The organism is Paenibacillus terrae HPL-003 (assembly GCF_000235585.1).
Classification (GTDB): domain Bacteria; phylum Bacillota; class Bacilli; order Paenibacillales; family Paenibacillaceae; genus Paenibacillus; species Paenibacillus terrae_B.
In genome coordinates this window covers 38,900-58,556 of record NC_016641.1, presented here as the reverse complement: position 1 = coordinate 58,556, position 19,657 = coordinate 38,900, and the positions used below count along the sequence as shown (strand labels likewise).

General features: G+C 47.7%; 16 protein-coding genes and 1 tRNA gene. 15 read left to right on the top strand and 2 right to left on the bottom strand.

Annotated features, from left to right (window positions below):
- Positions 1–132: 132 nt before the first annotated feature.
- Genes HPL003_RS00285 through HPL003_RS00275 form a run of 3 tightly spaced genes read left to right on the top strand, consistent with a single transcriptional unit; the run spans position 133 to position 3,214 of the window.
- A complete protein-coding gene (locus HPL003_RS00285) occupies positions 133–1,026 on the top strand; it encodes a carbohydrate ABC transporter permease (RefSeq protein WP_014277619.1) in 894 nt (297 codons plus the stop codon).
- Positions 1,026–1,844 (top strand): carbohydrate ABC transporter permease, encoded by an 819-nt coding sequence (locus HPL003_RS00280; RefSeq protein WP_014277618.1) that lies wholly within the window; start codon positions 1,026–1,028, stop codon positions 1,842–1,844. The genes HPL003_RS00285 and HPL003_RS00280 overlap by 1 nt, the downstream gene beginning before the upstream one ends.
- A 23-nt stretch (positions 1,845–1,867) precedes the next feature.
- Entirely contained in the window at positions 1,868–3,214 is a 1,347-nt protein-coding gene (locus tag HPL003_RS00275; protein ID WP_014277617.1) for a GH1 family beta-glucosidase, read from the top strand.
- A 90-nt stretch (positions 3,215–3,304) separates the two neighbouring features.
- On the opposite strand, the gene HPL003_RS00270 is transcribed toward HPL003_RS00275, so the two are convergent.
- Together HPL003_RS00270 and HPL003_RS00265 are read right to left on the bottom strand one after the other, a co-directional pair.
- The gene (locus HPL003_RS00270) at positions 3,305–4,069 is read right to left on the bottom strand and encodes an exodeoxyribonuclease III (RefSeq protein ID WP_014277616.1); all 765 of its coding nucleotides are present in this window, start codon (positions 4,067–4,069) and stop codon (positions 3,305–3,307) included.
- A gap of 266 nt (positions 4,070–4,335) precedes the next feature.
- Positions 4,336–4,409 (bottom strand) — tRNA-Arg (locus HPL003_RS00265).
- Positions 4,410–4,667: 258 nt separating this feature from the next.
- Between HPL003_RS00265 and HPL003_RS00255 the strand changes: the two genes are divergently transcribed.
- The 12 genes from HPL003_RS00255 (at position 4,668) to hemC (ending at position 19,657) form a co-directional block, all read left to right on the top strand.
- Positions 4,668–5,579, top strand: a complete 912-nt coding sequence (locus HPL003_RS00255; protein ID WP_014277615.1) for a hypothetical protein — start codon at positions 4,668–4,670, stop codon at positions 5,577–5,579.
- A 142-nt stretch (positions 5,580–5,721) separates the two neighbouring features.
- The gene (gene tig / locus HPL003_RS00250; RefSeq protein WP_014277614.1) at positions 5,722–7,035 is read left to right on the top strand and encodes a trigger factor; all 1,314 of its coding nucleotides are present in this window, start codon (positions 5,722–5,724) and stop codon (positions 7,033–7,035) included.
- Between the two features lie 411 nt (positions 7,036–7,446).
- Positions 7,447–8,037: an ATP-dependent Clp endopeptidase proteolytic subunit ClpP gene (gene clpP, locus HPL003_RS00245; RefSeq protein WP_014277613.1), complete on the top strand. Its 591-nt coding sequence runs from the start codon at positions 7,447–7,449 to the stop codon at positions 8,035–8,037.
- Positions 8,038–8,049: 12 nt separating this feature from the next.
- The gene (gene clpX / locus HPL003_RS00240; RefSeq protein ID WP_014277612.1) at positions 8,050–9,306 is read left to right on the top strand and encodes an ATP-dependent protease ATP-binding subunit ClpX; all 1,257 of its coding nucleotides are present in this window, start codon (positions 8,050–8,052) and stop codon (positions 9,304–9,306) included.
- Positions 9,307–9,416: 110 nt separating this feature from the next.
- Positions 9,417–10,535: a flavodoxin-dependent (E)-4-hydroxy-3-methylbut-2-enyl-diphosphate synthase gene (gene ispG / locus HPL003_RS00235; protein WP_014277611.1), complete on the top strand. Its 1,119-nt coding sequence runs from the start codon at positions 9,417–9,419 to the stop codon at positions 10,533–10,535.
- A 228-nt stretch (positions 10,536–10,763) separates the two neighbouring features.
- On the top strand, positions 10,764–12,491 hold the full coding sequence (gene lonB / locus HPL003_RS00230; protein ID WP_014277610.1) for an ATP-dependent protease LonB: 1,728 nt from the start codon (positions 10,764–10,766) through the stop codon (positions 12,489–12,491).
- Positions 12,492–12,601: 110 nt separating this feature from the next.
- A complete protein-coding gene (gene lon, locus HPL003_RS00225) occupies positions 12,602–14,938 on the top strand; it encodes an endopeptidase La (protein WP_014277609.1) in 2,337 nt (778 codons plus the stop codon).
- 18 nt (positions 14,939–14,956) lie between these two features.
- A complete protein-coding gene (gene yihA, locus HPL003_RS00220; RefSeq protein WP_014277608.1) occupies positions 14,957–15,571 on the top strand; it encodes a ribosome biogenesis GTP-binding protein YihA/YsxC in 615 nt (204 codons plus the stop codon).
- Positions 15,572–15,834: 263 nt separating this feature from the next.
- Positions 15,835–17,229 carry a glutamyl-tRNA reductase gene (gene hemA, locus HPL003_RS00215; RefSeq protein WP_014277607.1) on the top strand — a complete coding sequence of 465 codons (1,395 nt, stop codon included), beginning with the start codon at positions 15,835–15,837 and terminating at the stop codon, positions 17,227–17,229.
- A gap of 16 nt (positions 17,230–17,245) precedes the next feature.
- Complete coding sequence (gene ccsA / locus HPL003_RS00210; RefSeq protein WP_014277606.1) at positions 17,246–18,073, top strand: cytochrome c biogenesis protein CcsA; 828 nt, start codon at positions 17,246–17,248, stop codon at positions 18,071–18,073.
- 8 nt (positions 18,074–18,081) lie between these two features.
- Positions 18,082–18,729 (top strand): precorrin-2 dehydrogenase/sirohydrochlorin ferrochelatase family protein, encoded by a 648-nt coding sequence (locus tag HPL003_RS00205; RefSeq protein ID WP_014277605.1) that lies wholly within the window; start codon positions 18,082–18,084, stop codon positions 18,727–18,729.
- Between the two features lies 1 nt (position 18,730).
- Positions 18,731–19,657 carry a hydroxymethylbilane synthase gene (gene hemC / locus HPL003_RS00200; protein ID WP_014277604.1) on the top strand — a complete coding sequence of 309 codons (927 nt, stop codon included), beginning with the start codon at positions 18,731–18,733 and terminating at the stop codon, positions 19,655–19,657.

Genomic DNA, 19,657 nt, shown 5'->3' with positions numbered 1-19,657 from the left:
AAAAATCCAATAAGCGACTTTCAATGAACAATATATAGATCGAAATGGTCTAGTTCGTCTATATATTGCACTTTGGAGCGACTGGAATCGAATTTTGCAAAATCCTGAATAATGTAAAAAGGTGTGAGGCCCATGTATCCTTTCGGAAAGGGTGCGGCCCGGTTAATGCCGTATCTCTTGTTGAGTATTCCGGTGCTGCTCTATTTGCTTCTTGGCTTTGGTCCCTCTATGGTAACCGTACTGTTTTCCTTTACAGATGCATCAGGTGTTCCGGGACAATCATGGAATTTTGTCGGATTCGAGAATTATACGACTTTCTTTACTTCCTCGGATTCAGGAGATCGTATCGCTTCTATTGGTCGTTCCTTATATTTTGCCGTAGCAGTGGTTGTGATTCAAAATGCAGTAGGACTGTTCATGGCCATCCTTATTAATAAAAAGCTCAAAGGTGATGTATTTTACCGCGCTGTATTTTTCCTGCCTGTTGTGCTTGGGGTAACGGTATCCGGTCTGATCTGGCAGCTGATTGCCAATCCGCTTGGCGGTCCTGCGCAAGCCATGATGAACTTTTTTGGAACCAGCTCCAACTTTTTCGGGGATTATGATATTGCCTTTGAACTGATTATTTTCGTGCAAATTTGGATGTACATGGGTTACTCAATGACTATTTTCTTGGCCGGACTGCAATCCATTCCCAATGATTTATATGAAGCCGGGTATATGGACGGCGCTTCCGGGTGGAAAGCGTTCAAAAATATTACCTTTCCGATGATTGCGCCGTCCTTTACAGTCAATATGCTGCTGTCCATTATTGGAGCCTTGCAAACCTTTGACATTATTTATGTGCTGACAGGTGGTAAATTCAACACGACGACACTTGCGTTTGATGTGTATGCAACAGCCTTCGGCTCCGGGACGGCGGATTACGGCCTTGCTTCCGCGGTAGCTATGATCCAGTTCCTGTTCGTATTTACGGTGTCGATGATTGCCCTGTATTACTTGCGTAGAAGAGAGGTGGAGATGTAATGAGCAGCTCCAAAGGAACAAAACTATTGAGCTACATCATCGTACTGCTCATGCTATCCCTATATTTATTTCCGCTTTTCTACCTCTTTAATGTATCGATGAAGACTCAGAGTGAGTATCTGATAGATCCTGTGGCAATAGCCAAAAGTCTGCGTTTGGAGAATTTCATGGATGCCTGGGATAAAGGGAATTTCTCTCAGTACATGTGGAACAGTATTCTGTATACGGGAGTATCTACGCTGTTAACGTTGGTAATATCCGTGTTTGCAGCTTTTCCGCTGGCACGGGGATACGTTAAGTTCAGCACCTTCTTTTATGTGTTTTTCCTGATATCCATGTATCTCCCGAACCCGCTGATTCCGCAATTTGCCCTCATTAATAGCCTGGGACTATACAATACGCAGCTTGGTTTTATTTTGCTGAAAACAACGGGGACCGGCATTGCTTTCCTGATGTTTGTGGGATATATCAAGTCTGTGTCCCGAGAGCTGGATGAAGCGGCAGCAATGGACGGGTGTGGATATTCACGCTATTTGTTTACGATTCTTGTACCGCTGATGAAGCCAGTGCTGGCGACAGGCGTTATTTTGACCGCGATCGGGGCATGGAACGACATTATAGGTCCTACCATTTATTTGTCTGACCCTGCGTATCAGCCGGTGACCAAGGGATTGTTCTCCTTCTACGGACAATACATGAACAACTGGCCGCTGCTCGCTTGCGGAATCCTGATTGTTACACTACCGCTGGTTATTTTGTATATTTTCCTCCAGCGCTTTATTGTCGGCGGTGCAATGGCCGGAGCTGTGAAGTCTTGATTCCTGAAAGGATGATACCGAGTATGAGTGAAAATACCTTTTTATTTCCAGCCAAGTTTATGTGGGGAACCTCAACCTCTTCTTATCAAATTGAAGGTGGTGTCACTGAGGGTGGAAGAACACCTTCCATTTGGGATACGTTCTGTCAAGTACCTGGGAAGGTGATAGATGGTGATAGCGGAGATATGGCTTGTGACCATTTTCACCGTTTTAAGGAAGACGTGCAATTAATGAAGCAGCTTGGCTTTTTACATTACCGTTTTTCCGTGGCCTGGCCGCGCATTATTCCCGCACCCGGGGTGGTTAACGAACAGGGGTTGCTCTTCTATGAGCGCCTGCTGGATGAGATTGAGTCGGCCGGGCTCATTCCGATGCTGACGCTGTATCACTGGGATCTGCCGCAGTGGATTGAGGACGAGGGCGGTTGGACGCAGCGCGAGATTGTCCAGCATTTTATGACGTATGCCTCTGTAATCATGGACCGATTTGGACAGCGTATAAGCTGGTGGAATACGATAAATGAGCCCTATTGTGCCTCTATTTTGGGCTATGGTACAGGAGAGCATGCCCCCGGCCATCAGAACTGGAAGGAAGCTTTTACTGCCGCCCATCATACGCTGCTGTGTCATGGGATAGCCATCAAATTACACAAGGAAAAAGGGCTGACGGGCAAGATAGGTATTACACTGAATATGGAGCATGTGGATGCCGCTTCTGAACGACCCGAGGACGTTGCCGCTGCCGTCCGGCGGGATGGCTTTATTAATCGTTGGTTTGCCGAGCCGTTGTTTAACGGGAAATATCCTGAGGATATGGTGGAATGGTACGGGCCGTATCTGAATGAATTGGATTTTGTAGAGCCAGGTGATATGGAGCTGATTCAGCAGCCGGGGGATTTTGTGGGCATCAACTATTATGCTCGCAGCGTCATTCGAGCGACTACAGACGCTTCGTTGCTGCAGGTGGAGCAGGTTCGCATCGAGGAGCCGGTAACGGATATGGGATGGGAGATTCATCCCGAATCCTTTTATAAGCTGCTGACGCGGATTGAGAAGGATTTTACCAAGGGCATACCCATTTTAATTACGGAAAACGGAGCAGCGATGAAGGATGAACTGATGAACGGGAAAATTGAGGACACCGGGCGTCAGCACTATATTGAGGAGCATTTAAAGGCATGCCATCGCTTTATCGAAGAGGGAGGCCAGCTCAAGGGTTATTTTGTCTGGTCATTCCTTGATAACTTTGAATGGGCCTGGGGCTACAGCAAACGTTTCGGTATTATACATGTCAATTACGAAACGCAGGAACGGACACCCAAACAAAGTGCGCTGTGGTTCAAGCAAGTGATGACGAATAACGGGTTTTAGACAGAAAAAGGGGATATAATTTAAGCCGTCATGCTGCAATAACAGAACATGACGGCTTTTAAGACTGCGTAATACTTGTATAAGGCCGGATTATGCTGAAATATCCTGCATATCGAGTATAACAGGGCAGTGGTCGCTACCTGTAATATGGCAATCTATGCTTGCGTCTATTAATAGCGGGCGAAGTCTGTCCGAGACGAGGAAGTAGTCGATCCGCCAGCCGATGTTCCGTTCTCTCACCTTCGGCATATAGGACCACCAGGAATAAACCTCCGTCCGGTCAGGATAAAAGTGTCTGAAGGTGTCTATAAACCCGGCGCCCAGCAGTTGCGACATTCGCTCCCGTTCCTCAGGCGTAAATCCGGCATTGCCGTAGTTGGCTTTTGCATTCTTCAAATCAATCTCCTGATGAGCCACGTTGAGATCACCACAAACAATGACAGGCTTCGATGCATCCAACTGTTGCAGATAGCTGCGGAAACGATCCTCCCATTCCAGTCTGTACGGCAGTCGGGACAAATCCCGTTTGGTATTCGGAGTATACACATTAACCAGATAAAACTTCTCGAATTCCAGAGTGATGGTTCTGCCTTCAGGCTCCCCATTTTCTTCAAGTCCATAATGCACAGAAAGCGGCTTGATTTTGGTGAAGATAGCTGTGCCGGAATATCCTTTTTTCTCGGCATAATTCCAGTACTGTGTGTATTCCTCCATGTTCTCCATGAGGATTTGTCCCTCTTGAAGCTTGGTTTCCTGTACGCAAAAAATATCGGGATTTGTTTCTTTCAGATAAGTATAAAATCCTTTGGTCACACAGGCTCTTAAGCCATTAACATTCCAAGATATTAATTTCATTGTCGATCTCCTTATTACTCATCGCGGTCAAGCGGTGTGATTGAATATATCCTCGGCGCTAAACCAGCATAGTGGAAACAGCCTTTCTACATTAAAATAGTGTGCAATATGATACTTGGACCTAAAAAGGGATACTCTCTACCGGTCGAGACTGCGAAGCTTAGGCTTACGATGCCTTATGCTCCCGCGCCCCCCTAAGGTGCTGGGCTTCTCTCCTATTGGAACATAAAAAAAGCTTCCTACAATAGTAGGAAGCTTCTGTAGTACGTCCCAGGAGGGATTCGAACCCCCGACCGACGGCTTAGAAGGCCGTTGCTCTATCCAGCTGAGCTACTGGGACATAAAATTCAAGCGAATATTAATGTATCACATAGGCGAAAAAGATTCAAGTCTTTTTTTATATTATTTGATTGTTTTAGTCTTTGTGCAGCACAAATTCAGAGTAGGTGTGGTTTTTTTTGCCTTATAAAAGGGTATGTTAGAATACAGGTGAATATGTTGAAGACGAGAGGTTGGACTTCGGCCGCTGTTTCTCATATAATCTACAAATACTTTAGCTTACGGAGGAGAGGGGGTGCCTTGAATAAAGGACTCCAAGGTGACGACAAAAGAAAATAATATTGTATTGTTTCCGAAGACACTGGATTACTATCAAATTCAACTCACTGTAATGCTTGAAAACGAGCGTTACGGAGAGGCGATGGCAATGCTGCGTTTTTTGATGCAGTGTCAGGGACAGGAACAGAAGCAATACGAAGAGTGGGAGGCCCTTTTACAATGGCTGGAGGCCGCATTTCCACAGTATGCCGACAGAGGGGCGGACACGGACGCTACGGCAGAAGATGAGGTCAATGAAGCAGAGCTGGCCCGCCGACATGCGCGCTTCAAGCAGGAGCAGGATGCAGGCTACGGCAACAAGCTGCTACATATGGCTATGGATGAACCATTGTCGGAACAAACGATTTTAGCGCTGGAACAACTGTCTTATCTGGATCTGCCGGAAATCGACGATGCGTTGCTTAACTGGATTAAGGAACGGGAAATCCACCCTCTGCTTCAATTCCGTGTTTTGCAGACACTGCGGCGACGCGGAATGGAAGGGACGATCGAAATCAGCCGGGGCGATGAAAAGGCGGAAATCGAGATTGAGTCGATTCCGCTGCAGCCGGATGAGTTTCCTGAGCCGATTATGCGTATTCTGGAGCGGGTGGCCGATCAGACTGAGGTACATGAGCCTACGCTGTTCTATTTTGCGCAGGAGCTATGGTCGCAGTTTGTGATGGCAGTGTACGGTACGAAAGATTACAGGTCAATGCTGGTGGAGGAGGACGGGATGCCAGATATTTGGGCGGCAGCACTCCATCAGACCGTATCAGAGAGTCTCAGTGGCAACAAGGATGAGGAAGAAACCCGTGCTATATATGGCATTACCGATGCATTGCGCTTCCGTTTTGAGCAGGTATATCGGTCGATGCGTCTATTCGTAGCGGCGGGAATGAACACTCCATAACGGCCGGAAACGTTTACCTGTGAAGCATTCAAGGAGCTGCCCTTGAAAAAGATAGTAATGTTAGATATACTATAGTGGTTATTTTGTGTGCGTTGATCATATGAAAACTAAGTGAAGATTTTGTTGGAGGGGAAAGCATAAAATGAAAGCAACTTGGGAGAAAATAGAGAAGAACCTTGGGGTTCTTGAAGTTGAGGTTGACGCGGATCGTGTAGCCGCTGCACTCGACAAAGCTTTTAATAAAGTGGCTAAACAAGTAAGTGTACCAGGATTCCGTAAAGGTAAAGTACCACGTCCTATTTTTGAAAAACGTTATGGTATTGAAAGCTTGTATCAGGATGCAATTGACTTCCTGCTGCCAGAAGCTTACAGCCAAGCTGTAGAAAAAACGGATATTTTCCCGGTAGACAGCCCTGACGTTGAAATTGATCAATTCGCTAAAGGCGAGTCCTTCAAATTCAAAGCAAAGGTTACTGTTAAACCTGAAGTGACTTTGGGTGAGTACAAAGGCGTAGAAGTGCCTGTAAGCAAACTCGAAGTAACCGACGAAGAGCTGGCTCAAGAGCTGGAGCGTTTGCAACAACGTCATGCCGAGCTGGTTGTCGTTGATGAAGATGCTGCACAATCCGGCGATACGGCTATTATCGACTTTGACGGTTCCGTTGATGGTGTACCATTCGAAGGCGGACAAGCTGAGAAGTATTCTCTGGAGCTGGGCTCCAATACGTTCATTCCCGGCTTTGAAGAGCAAGTGATCGGTTTGCACACAGGCGATTCCAAGGACGTTGAAGTAACGTTCCCTGAGAACTACCATTCTGCTGATCTCGCTGGCAAACAAGCAGTTTTCAAAGTGAAAGTTCATGAACTGAAACGCAAAGTTCTTCCTGAGCTGGATGATGAATTTGCAAAAGACGTAAGTGAATTTGATACACTGGCTGAATTCAAGGAAGACTTGAAAAAGCAACTGTTGGAGCGTAAGGAAAACGAAGCTAAAGCTGCCCGTGAGGGTGCGGTAGTAGAGAAAGTTGCTGAGAACGCAACAATCGACATTCCTGAAGCGATGATCAAAAGTGAAGTGCAAAACATGGTTCGCGATTTCGACAACCGTCTGCGCAGCCAAGGCATGAACCTTGAAATGTTCCTCGGATTTTCCGGCCAAAGCCAGGAAGATCTGGAAGGGCAAATGAAAGTTGATGCTGAGAAGCGTGTGCGTAACAACCTCGTGCTGGAGCAAGTGGCTAAAGCGGAAAACATCGAAGTTTCCGAAACGGAAATTGATGAAGAGCTGAAAAACATGGCTGAAGCTTACAAACGTTCGGTTGAAGAAATTCGCAGTATTCTGGAAGGGAACGGCTCGTTCGCAAACCTGAAAGAAGAAATTTCACTGCGCAAAACGATCGCTTTGTTGTTGGAAAACAGCAAAGAAGTTGAAGCGCCAGCTGAAGCTGCCGAGTAATTCAAACGATAAAATATACGGGGTATGCCGAATAGGCAGCAACGTAGCAATTAGATAGGGATAAGGCACGTAGTGAAAGTTACGTGCCTTATTTTTAACTTGGGCAATCCATATTTTAGTCGTTTATGGAAAGTGCTGTGAGTTGTGCTTTCTTGTTGTACATAAGTCACTGCTGTACATTTGCACATACATACGAAACATGGTTAAATATGAGAAGGTCTCGGCTAAGCACGTTGTATAACAGCCCGCACTGCATATATGAGCGGATGCAAATATGACACGAGACTCTGAACATGTTAAAATATTTTGTAAGGTGTCCCCGTTTCATGCTTGCCGCTTCCGTTTTAATGGGACTTAAGGAAGTGGATGAATACTGGTGTTCATTTCAATAAAGAAAAGAGGTTGGTCGTGATGAGTCTCGTCCCTATGGTTGTGGAACAAACGAATCGAGGAGAACGATCTTACGATATTTACTCGCGGTTGCTTAAGGATCGCATTATTTTCCTGAGTGGCCCGATTGATGACGATGTCGCCAATCTCGTCATTGCACAGCTATTATTCCTTTCTGCGGAAGATCCGGAGAAGGATATCAATTTGTACATTAACTCGCCGGGCGGTTCTGTAACTGCGGGCATGGGTATATATGATACAATGCAATTCATTAAGCCGGACGTATCGACGATCTGTGTAGGCATGGCTGCAAGTATGGGCTCTTTGCTGCTCACAGCGGGTGCGCTAGGCAAGAGATATGCGCTTACCAACAGCGAAGTTATGATCCATCAGCCGTTGGGTGGCATTCAGGGGCAAGCCTCCGATATGCTGATTCATGCGGACTGGATTATCAAAACGCGTGCCAAGCTGAATCAAATCTATGTTGAGCGTACGGGTCAGCCCCTCGAAAAAATCGAACGTGATACTGACCGGGATTTCTTCATGGAAGCGGACGAGGCAAAAGCATACGGTATCATTGATCAGGTGCTGTCTAGACCGATTAATCTGTAAAGGGGTGGCTCTATGTTTAAATTTAATGATGAAAAAGGACAACTGAAATGTTCCTTCTGCGGTAAATCTCAGGATCAGGTTCGTAAGCTAGTTGCTGGACCGGGCGTATATATATGTGACGAATGTATCGAGTTGTGCACGGAAATCGTGGAAGAGGAATTGGGTCATGAGGAAGAAGTAGACCTGAAAGACATTCCGAAACCAATGCAAATCCGTGACATTCTGGATCAATATGTAATTGGTCAGGATCAAGCGAAAAAATCTTTGTCCGTAGCGGTATATAACCACTACAAACGTATTAATACGCAAAATAAAATTGATGATGTGGAACTGCAAAAAAGTAACATTTTGATGCTCGGACCTACAGGTTCAGGTAAAACGTTGCTTGCGCAAACCATGGCTAAAATCTTGAACGTTCCTTTTGCCATTGCAGATGCCACTTCCCTTACGGAAGCAGGTTATGTGGGCGAAGATGTTGAAAACATTTTGCTGAAATTGATTCAAGCTGCCGATTATGATGTGGAAAAAGCCGAACGCGGCATTATCTACATCGACGAAATTGATAAAGTAGCCCGCAAATCCGAAAACCCGTCCATTACGCGTGACGTATCGGGTGAAGGTGTGCAGCAGGCATTGCTTAAAATTTTGGAAGGCACGGTTGCTTCTGTACCTCCTCAAGGTGGGCGCAAGCATCCGCATCAAGAGTTTATTCAAATTGATACCACGAACATCCTGTTCATTTGCGGCGGAGCCTTCGACGGTTTGGAGCAAATGATCAAGCGTCGTGTCGGCAAGAAAGTCATCGGCTTCAATGCCACTTCAGATCAAAAGGATTTGAAACCGGGCGAATATACTTCTATGGTATTGCCTGAAGATCTTTTGAAGTTCGGTCTGATTCCGGAGTTTGTAGGACGTTTGCCAGTTATTTCTACGCTGGAGCCGCTTGATGAGAACACATTGGTTCGTATTTTGTCTGAGCCGAAAAATGCGTTAGTCAAGCAATATCAGAAGATGCTTGAACTGGATAATGTCACTTTGGAGTTTAAGCAAGATGCTCTGGAAGCCATTGCTCGTGAGGCCATCAAACGTAATACGGGTGCCCGTGGACTTCGCGCGATCATCGAAGGCATTATGCTGGATGTGATGTATGAGGTTCCTTCCCGTGATGATATCACTACTTGCGTCATCAATGAGCAGGTTGTAAAAGATAAAATCGCACCGGAACTCGGTGGTACAGATAAGGATAAAAAACAAGAAGAGAGCGCCTAAGGATTGATACTTCGCGATCTCTACAACATGAGAAGCCGGATCTCCACTTCGATAAACCCATATGAGGTTTTAAGGGGTGGAGGTTTGGCGTTAATGGGAGAGAAAAGTACATGTTCTTAAGACAAGACACACGTCCCGTTAAAGTCGGGAATCTGACGATTGGCGGCAGCAATGAAGTCATTATCCAAAGTATGTGTACAACCAAAACAGCAGATGTGGAAGCTACTGTAGCCGAGATTCTTCGCTTGGAGGAAGCCGGATGTCAACTGGTGCGGGTCACCGTCAACAATGAGGAAGCTGCTGCGGCCATTAAGGAAATTAAAAAGCAGATCCATATTCCGCTCGTAGCGGATATTCATTTTAATCACAAGCTGGCTCTGCTGGCGATTGAAAATGGAATTGACAAGGTTCGTATTAATCCCGGCAACATTGGTCGTCGTGAAAAAGTGGAAGCTGTCGTTAAGGCGTGTAAGGAAAAAGGAATTCCGATTCGGATCGGTGTGAATGCCGGGTCATTGGAACAGCACTTGCTGGATAAGTACGGCTATCCTACGCCAGAAGCGATGGTAGAAAGCGCACTATACCATATCGGTATACTGGAAGAGCTTGATTTTCACGATATTATCGTGTCGCTGAAAGCATCTGACGTGCCCATGGCGATTGCTGCTTATACGAAGGCAGCCGAGATCATTAAATATCCACTACATCTGGGTATTACTGAAGCGGGTACGCTCTTTACCGGAACCGTTAAGAGTGCAGCGGGGATGGGGGCTTTGCTAGCAGCAGGTATTGGTTCGACTATGCGTATTTCGCTGAGTGCCGATCCAGTGGAAGAAGTGAAGGTTGCACGGGAACTGCTCAAAACCTTTGGGCTGATCACGAATGCTGCGACTTTGATTTCCTGTCCGACTTGTGGACGTCTGGATATTGATCTGTTCTCTATCGCCAACGAAGTTGAAGACTATATTGCGAAACTCAAGGTGCCGATTAAAGTGTCGGTACTGGGTTGCGCGGTGAACGGTCCGGGGGAAGCAAAGGAAGCCGACATCGGTATTGCCGGAGCACGCGGGGAAGGACTTCTGTTCCGTTACGGAAAAATGATCCGCAAAGTACCCGAAGCTGACATGGTTGAAGAATTGAAAAAAGAAATTGATATCATCGTCAAGGCGTATGAAGAGACAGGTAAAATTCCGGGTCGTGAGGAACGTCATACAGCCGAGAAGGTATAGGTAAAATCACTTCTCATACAAAAGGCATAATCATATTTTAGTGCCATCATTTAAACGCCGTGGAGGGCAGCTCTGCTACAGAACTGTTCTCCGCGGTGTTTTTGTATTTTCTCTCTGTTCTTTTGAAAGACTGCCGTTTAGCTATTGTGGAAAAGGAAATACTGTTTTTCATAGACGGCATTTTAGCGGCATTTTCAAAATGCCGAGATGAGAAACGGAGGAAATACGATGGACTTTACTATGATTTTGTTGTTAGTGCAAATGTTTTTTGGGATTGTCATCGGTCTGTATTTCTGGAACCTTTTGCGGAGCCAAAAGACGAACCGCAGCGCAGTGGACCGGGAATCCCGCAAGGAACTGGATAAGCTGCGCAAACTGCGTTCCATTTCATTAACCAAACCGCTGGCTGAACGCACCCGTCCTGCCACATTACAGGATATTGTCGGTCAGAAGGACGGATTGCGTGCGCTCAAGGCAGCGTTATGCAGTGCGAATCCACAGCATGTTATTATTTATGGCCCACCGGGAGTGGGCAAAACGGCTGCTGCGCGTGTGGTGCTGGAAGAGGCTAAGAAAAACCTGTCCTCCCCGTTCAAGGGAGACGCCAAATTTACGGAGATTGATGCGACGACTGCCCGTTTTGACGAGCGGGGTATTGCAGACCCGTTGATTGGTTCGGTGCATGATCCGATTTATCAAGGTGCTGGAGCAATGGGAGTGGCGGGTATTCCACAGCCCAAACCCGGAGCTGTAACGAAGGCGCATGGCGGTATGTTGTTCATTGATGAAATTGGCGAGCTGCATCCCACACAGATGAATAAGCTGCTGAAAGTATTGGAGGACCGAAAAGTATTTCTGGAGAGCGCGTACTACAACTCGGAGGATTCGAATACTCCTGCTTATATCCATGATATTTTCCAAAATGGTTTGCCTGCCGATTTCCGTTTGGTAGGTGCGACGACCCGTTCGCCGCACGAGCTGCCGCCTGCCATTCGTTCCCGGTGCATGGAAATTTATTTCCGTGCTCTCCAACCGCAGGAAATTGCTCGTATTGCTGAGGATGCCGTCCACAAGCTGGGCTTCGGTCCTTGTCCAGAGGCAGTTGAAGTCGTACAGCGCTACGCCACAAATGGCCGGGAGGCCGTCAATATGATTCAGCTTGCCGCGGGATTAGCACTTACGGAGAAACGGGAACGTCTGAACGCTTCGGATGTGGAATGGGTAGCAGGTAGCAGCCAAATTCAACCGCGTCCTGATCGGAAAGTACCGGGTTTACCGCAAATTGGGTTTGTTAACGGTTTGGCCGTATATGGTCCCAATATGGGCATGCTGCTGGAAATTGAGGTTACAGCAGTTCCGGTTCCTGCGGGAAAGGGAACCTATAATATTACAGGTGTTGTCGATGAGGAAGAGATTGGCGGCGGCTCCCGTACGCTGCGACGCAAAAGTATGGCCAAAGGCTCAGTGGAAAATGTACTGACCGTTTTGCGTACGCTTGGATTATCGCCGTCGAATTACGATTTGCATATTAATTTCCCCGGAGGAACACCAGTAGACGGCCCGTCGGCAGGCATTGCGATGGCAACGGCTATTGCTTCGGCAATGCGGGGAATTCCGGTGGATCACGAAATTGCGATGACCGGGGAGGTTAGCATTCACGGTCGTGTCAAACCGATTGGCGGCGTATTAGCCAAGGTTGAGGCTGCTTTTCAGGCAGGAGCTAAAAAGGTGATCATTCCGCAGGACAATTGGCAGTCCCTTTTTGACAGTATTGAAGGCTTGAAAGTCATTCCGGTGCAGTCAGTTACGGAAGTATTCCGACACGTATTTGGCGAAGAATTAACGGCAGATTTACCTGTGCACACACCAATTGAGACTTTTCGCCCATCCCAATCTTCCCTGTTACAGGCCGATGGGACGCATAACGGGACGATATCGGACACAGGATCTTGCTAATGAACTACCCTTTCATTGGTTTTTTCATAAAACATTTGATAAAATATGAAAGATAACAACGTGAGGATTGTAAAATCCGGAACCTGAGAATCACTGGAGGTGCGAAAGCGATGGGACCCAACAAGACAAAAGGTCGTCGTTTTCCTTTGCTGCCTTTAAGAGGACTTCTGGTCTACCCGAGCATGGTTCTGCATCTCGATGTGGGCCGGGAAAAATCGGTCAAGGCTTTGGAAAAAGCGATGGTTGAAGATAATTTGATTCTCCTGTGTTCTCAATCAGAAGTAAATATTGAAGAACCTGCACAAGAGGATATTTTTCGAGTTGGCACGGTAGCCAAAGTGCGCCAGATGCTCAAGCTTCCCAACGGAACGATTCGGGTGCTGGTAGAAGGGCTGGAACGTGCCGAGATTATTCAATATACGGACAATGAGGAATATTACGAAGTACTGGCGAAGGAACTGCATGAGGCAGAAAACGTGCATCCCGAGACGGACGCGCTCATGCGCACTGTTCTGACCCAGTTCGAGCATTATATCAACTTGTCCAAAAAGGTAACCCCTGAGACTCTCGCTGCGGTATCTGACATTGAGGAGCCCGGACGGCTGGCTGACGTGATTACAAGCCATCTAACGCTCAAAATCAAGGAGAAGCAGGATATACTGGAGACGATCGACGTAATTCAACGTCTGGAGAAGCTTCTGGATATTTTGAATAACGAGCGTGAGGTACTGGAGCTGGAACGTAAAATTAACCAGCGCGTGAAGAAACAGATGGAGAAAACGCAGAAGGAGTATTACCTGCGTGAGCAAATGAAGGCGATCCAGAAGGAGCTTGGCGAGAAGGAAGGTCGCGCGGGAGAAGTAGAAGAACTGCGCAATCAGCTAAGTGAGCTGGAGCTGCCCGGTCCTGTGAAGGAGAAGGTTGAGAAGGAAATTGACCGTCTGGAGAAAATGCCTGCAAGCTCTGCCGAGGGTGGGGTTATCCGTAATTACGTCGATTGGCTGTTAAGTCTGCCATGGAACAAGTTTACGGATGATGATCTGGATATCGCCAAGGCTGAAGAGGTACTGAATGATGACCACTATGGACTGGATAAGCCGAAGGAGCGGGTGCTGGAGTATCTGGCTGTACGCAAGCTGGTGAAGACCATTAAGGGGCCGATTCTGTGTCTCGTAGGGCCACCGGGGGTCGGCAAGACCTCGTTGGCTCGTTCCATCGCCAAATCCATGGGGAGGGAATTTGTTCGCATCTCGCTCGGGGGTGTGCGGGATGAAGCAGAAATTCGCGGTCATCGCCGCACTTATGTGGGCGCGATGCCAGGTCGTATCATTCAGGGGATGAAGACAGCAGGAACGTCTAATCCGGTCTTTTTGCTGGATGAGATTGATAAAATGGCTTCTGATTTTCGAGGTGACCCTTCGGCGGCATTGCTGGAGGTGCTTGATCCCGAACAGAACAATACGTTCAGTGACCATTTTGTTGAGCTGCCCTTCGATTTGTCCAATGTGATGTTCGTGACGACAGCCAATGCGGCGCACAACATTCCGCGTCCGCTGATGGACCGGATGGAGACACTGTACATTCCGGGCTACACCGAGCTGGAAAAGCTCGAAATCGCCAATCGTTATCTACTGCCCAAGCAGAAGAGAGAGCATGGTTTGGAAGAGGAGCAACTGGACATCGGGGAGGATACGCTGCTGCGTGTCATCCGCGAATATACCCGTGAATCCGGCGTGCGGAATCTCGAACAGCAAATGGCTTCTCTGTGCCGCAAGGCTGCGAAGTCAGTGGTATCCGGCGGAGAAGGCCCGATTCGAATTACACCGGATAATCTGAAAGATTATTTAGGCGTCGCCAAATTCCGTTACGGTGTAGCGGAACTGGAAGACCAGATTGGTACGGTTACAGGCTTGGCGTGGACAGAGGTCGGCGGTGAAACGCTGATGATTGAAGTGACGGTCGTGCCCGGCAGCGGCAAGCTGATTCTTACAGGTAAGCTGGGAGACGTTATGAAAGAATCCGCGCAGGCAGCATTTAGCTACACTCGCTCCAAAGCGGTTGAGCTGGGCATTGCTACGGACTTTTATGAGAAAAATGATATTCATATCCACATTCCGGAGGGAGCGATTCCGAAGGATGGGCCATCGGCGGGGATTACCATTGCTACAGCGCTGATTTCAGCTCTGACCAACCGTCATGTATCCAAGGATGTGGCTATGACGGGTGAAATTACCCTGCGCGGCCGCGTATTGCCTATTGGCGGATTGAAAGAGAAGTCGCTGGCAGCCCACCGGGCAGGCTACAAAAAGATTCTGCTTCCCAAGGATAATGAACGGGATCTAAAAGATATTCCCGACAGTATTAGGCAGGATGTTGAATTTGTTCCCGTTGCCCATATGGATCAGGTGCTAAAGCATGCTTTGGTTGAGCAGGCAAGGGTACATTAGAGAGGAATTAAGGACACAATGAAAGTAACAAAAGCAGAATTTATTATTAGTGCGGTTGGCCCCGATCAGTTCCCTGTGGACGCTTTGCCGGAGATTGCTCTGGCGGGGCGTTCCAATGTAGGGAAGTCGTCACTGATTAATCGGTTGATTAGCCGTAAAAACTTGGCGCGCACCAGTTCTACGCCGGGGAAAACACAGCAGCTCAATTATTACCGGATTAATGATGATCTCTATTTCGTCGATTTTCCGGGTTACGGTTACGCAAAGGTATCCAAAACGTCCCGTAAAGCCTGGGGACAAATGATTGAGTCGTATTTGCTGGAACGGGAGCCGCTCAAGCTGGTACTTCAAATGGTTGATTTGCGCCATCCACCATCCAAGGATGATATCATGATGCACGACTGGCTGCGCCATCACGGCCTTCCGGTATGCGTTGTGGGCACGAAAGCAGATAAGATCCCCAAAACACGGCGGGAAAAGCATTATAAAGTAATAAAGCAGGAACTCGGAATACTTCCCGGGGGTTTGTTTATCCCCTTTTCATCTGAAGAAGGCATGGGTAAGGACGAGCTATGGTCGGTCATCTCCAGCTATATTGAGAACGACGAAGACGAGGAACAACCGGAAATCTAAGAAGAAGGGCGTTCATGGAGAGCGCTCTATCGGAAAAGACATATGCGAAGAATAACCATGGATTTATTCCATGGTTATTTGTTTTAAGACTGGTTCAAACTATATCAAACGATAGAGAACGTTTTGGATGTTGGAGTTTGCCATCCAATTTTCATAAACAATTCATAAAACAACAGGGGGGGATTCGTACTTCTGTGATATAATTAACACAGTTTATGATAACAGTGGTTATTCTTATTACAGTTTAGGCAGGTGAACTTGCAATGCACATCGTCGTTGTTGGGTTGAATTATCGTACGGCGCCTGTGGAAGTCAGAGAGCGTTTTACATTTGCAGAACAAGATTTACCAAAAGCGCTGGAACAACTCAAACTCACCAAAAGTGTGTTGGAGGGCGTAATTGTCGCTACCTGCAATCGGACTGAAATATATGTCGTGGTGGACCGCCTTCACATGTGCGGTTATTTTATACGCAGTTTTATGGAGCAATGGTTCGGCATTCCTCGTGATCAATTTACACAGCATTTATATATATATGAGGACGAGCAGGCTATTCGGCATTTGTTCCGTGTGACTTGTGGCCTGGATTCTATGGTGATCGGAGAAACACAAATTTTGGGACAGGTGAAGAACGCTTTTCTTCAGGCTCAATCCCAGAAAATTACGGCAACGTGGTTTAATATGCTGTTTAAGCAGGCCGTCACATTGGGCAAGCGTGCCCATTCGGAGACATCCATTGGAGAAAGCGCCGTATCTGTCAGCTATGCAGCAGTTGAGCTTGGCAAACGGATTTTTGGGATGTTTACCGATAAGAAGGTGCTGATTCTCGGTGCGGGTAAAATGAGCGAGCTTACCGTTAAGCATTTGTACAGCGGGGGAGCAGCTGAGGTCATTGTGGCGAACCGGACTTTATCCAGAGCGGAAGATTTGGCTTCCAAGTTTCACGGAACGCCGGTCACGATGGAGGAAGGCATGAATCGGCTGGCGGATGTGGACATTGTCATTAGCTCGACAGGTGCACAAGGATATATTCTGGATCGGGAGCGGGTTGAAGCCAATATGAAACGCCGTCGGTCCCGGCCTTTGTTTATGATTGATATCGCGGTTCCACGTGATTTGGACCCGGCTATTGGCGAATTGCAGAATGTTTTTCTTTACGATATTGATGATCTGGAAGGCATCGTGGAGAGTAATTTGGAAATGCGCCGTACCGAGGCTTCCAAAATTGAGCATATGATCGAAGGGGAACTTGGCGAGTTTTATCAATGGTTAAAAACGATGGGAGTGCGTCCGGTGATTCGTGCTTTACAGGAAAAAGCAGAGTCCGTGCATCAGGATACGCTGGAAAGCTTGTTCAACAAGCTTCCCGAGTTGGATGAACGACAACGCAAAGTGATTAGCCGTTTGACGAAAAGCATGCTGAACCAGATGATGCATGATCCGATCAATTCGGTGAAGGAACTGGCTGTCCAAAAGCAGGGGAATGAGGCGCTTGAACTGTTTAGCCACATTTTTGCTCTGGAGGATCGTTTGGAGGACGCCGCTCAGAAAGTAGATAAAAGCGATGTATCCGCGTTAATGAAACCGGAGGCCGGTATTCATGAAAAATCTGGTCAGGCCCAGGCCTCGCCAGCGTCGTTTGCGCCGGCTGGCCTGTAAAGGCGGGTGAGTGAACGTGGCTTTAAGCACGCTTATATATGATTCAATGATTTATGTTTTTGCCCTGAGCCTTCTGTTTGTATTCTCGGATGGCATTCGCCGTAATGCGAGTGCCAAACGGACAGGTACAGGGCTTCTTGTTGTCGTTCTTGTGCTCCAGCTTATATATATGGGGATGAGAACCTGGAACGAAGGACATCTTCCTATTTTAGTGACCTACGATTTTTTATTTCTGTTTTCATTTATTTTGGTCCTGATTTCTTTAATACTGTCACGCTATCAGCGGTCGGAATTTGCGGTATTGCTGCTTAACATTATTAGTTTTGCGGTTCTTGTGCTCAATAATATATGGATGGAGCCCACCGACAATCCGCTTGGAAGCTGGCATACGGTGCATGGGCTGCTTCTCATCCATATCGCTTTGGCTAATCTTGGTTTTGTAGCAATGACGGTAGCGGCTGTATTTTCGGGGCTCTATCTGTTTTTGCATCGTAAATTAAAAGTCAAGAAATGGAATGATACGATTCGGCGTCTGCCGAGTCTGGAAATGATGGATCGGTATACCCATATGGCGCTGTTGATTGGTACTCCTTTGCTTGGGGTCTCCATTGTAGTTGCCGTCATTTCTATTATTGCTGAAGAACGCTGGCGTCTGCTGCTGGATACCAAAGTATTGATGACAGCGATAGCCCTGTGCGTGTATATTGTATTTTTAGTGAGTAAAAGATTCAATCAGAAGTCGGGCCTCGTAATGGCGAAGTGGGCATTAGTGGGCTACACGCTATTGATTCTTAACTTTTTGCTGAATTCCTGGTCTGTATTTCATCAGTGGACGGGAGAGTGAGTGGCCGTTTGCAGCATTTTGTGCCGATTTCGCTAAATTGTAAAAATAAGATCTGTTGTATTGTGGGGGGCGGAAGGATAGCGGAACGCAAGGTAAAGGGACTGATGGAAAGCGGGGCGTTCATTACCGTCATCAGTCCGAATATAACACCGGATTTACAGGCTCTGGCCGATCATAAGCAGCTCCACTGGGTAAATCGCGTATACCGCGAGGGTGACCTCCAGGGAGCCTTTCTTGTATATGCGGCGACCGACCGGAGAGAAGTGAACAATGCGGTTGCGCATGAGGCCGGGCAAAGGGGTATACTGGTAAATGTGGCGGATCGTTCGGAAGAGGCGGACTTTATAACACCTGGCATCATCCGGCGGGGCAGGCTAACGATCAGCATATCCACCGCAGGTGCAGGTCCGGCTGTCACGTCTGAAATTACATCGGCTTTGGATACGTTGTTTGGTAGGGAATACGAGCCGTATCTGGATTTCATGTACGATATGCGGCAAGCGATTAAACGTATCGTATCTTCCCCGCAGCAAAGAGCGAAACTGCTGAGACGTTTGGCGAGCAGCGGAATTTTGGAGCAAATACGACGTCAGGAATTTACTGCATGGACTCAAGAAGAGATTGACATATGGATTGCGCAAAATCAGGAGGAATAGCATGCGAACAATTGTGGTAGGTAGCAGACAGAGCGCGCTTGCGCTAACTCAGACCGGGCATGTCATCGAGGATTTGAACGTGTTGTGCGCGGAGCATGGGCTGGATATGCAGTTTGTTGTAAAAAAAATATTGACCAAGGGCGACCGGATTTTGGATGTAACGTTGTCAAAGGTGGGTGGCAAAGGGCTGTTTGTCAAAGAAATTGAACAGGCCATGCTGGCTGGTGAAATTGATATGGCAGTACATAGTATGAAGGATATGCCGTCAGAATTGCCTGAAGGGCTAGTGAACGGCGCGGTGCCGCGTCGGGAGGACCCTCGGGATTGTCTCGTTACCCTGGGGTTCAAGAGCTTGGAGGACCTGCCGCAAGGGGCAAAGGTCGGCACAAGCAGCCTGCGCAGAGCCAGCCAGATCAAGTCATTACGACCGGATCTTCAATTGGAGCCTGTGCGCGGTAATATTGATTCCCGCCTGAAAAAGCTGGAGACTGAAGGATTTGACGCCATTATTTTGGCTGCGGCAGGTTTGCACCGGATGGGCTGGAAAGACCGGATCACGTCCTATATACCGGAGGAAGCCTGCTTGCCAGCAGTCGGACAAGGAGCTCTCGGTATTGAGTGCCGTGCAGACGATGAAGAGCTGCTGGCATTGCTGCACCTGTACAACGACCGGGATACCTCGGCTACGGTTGCGGCAGAACGAACCTTCCTTGGCGTGCTGAATGGGGGATGCCAGGTGCCAATCGGGGCCCACGCAGTCTGGGCTGACCAGGAAATCCGTCTCACGGGCATGGTAGGCTCGCCGGATGGCGAGGTTATTTTGAAGGAAACGCTCCAGGGAAATGATCCGCAAAAGCTGGGAGAAGCGGTAGCGGCCAGCTTGATCGCCAAAGGAGCGGAACAGATTCTGGCGCAGGTGAGGGGATGA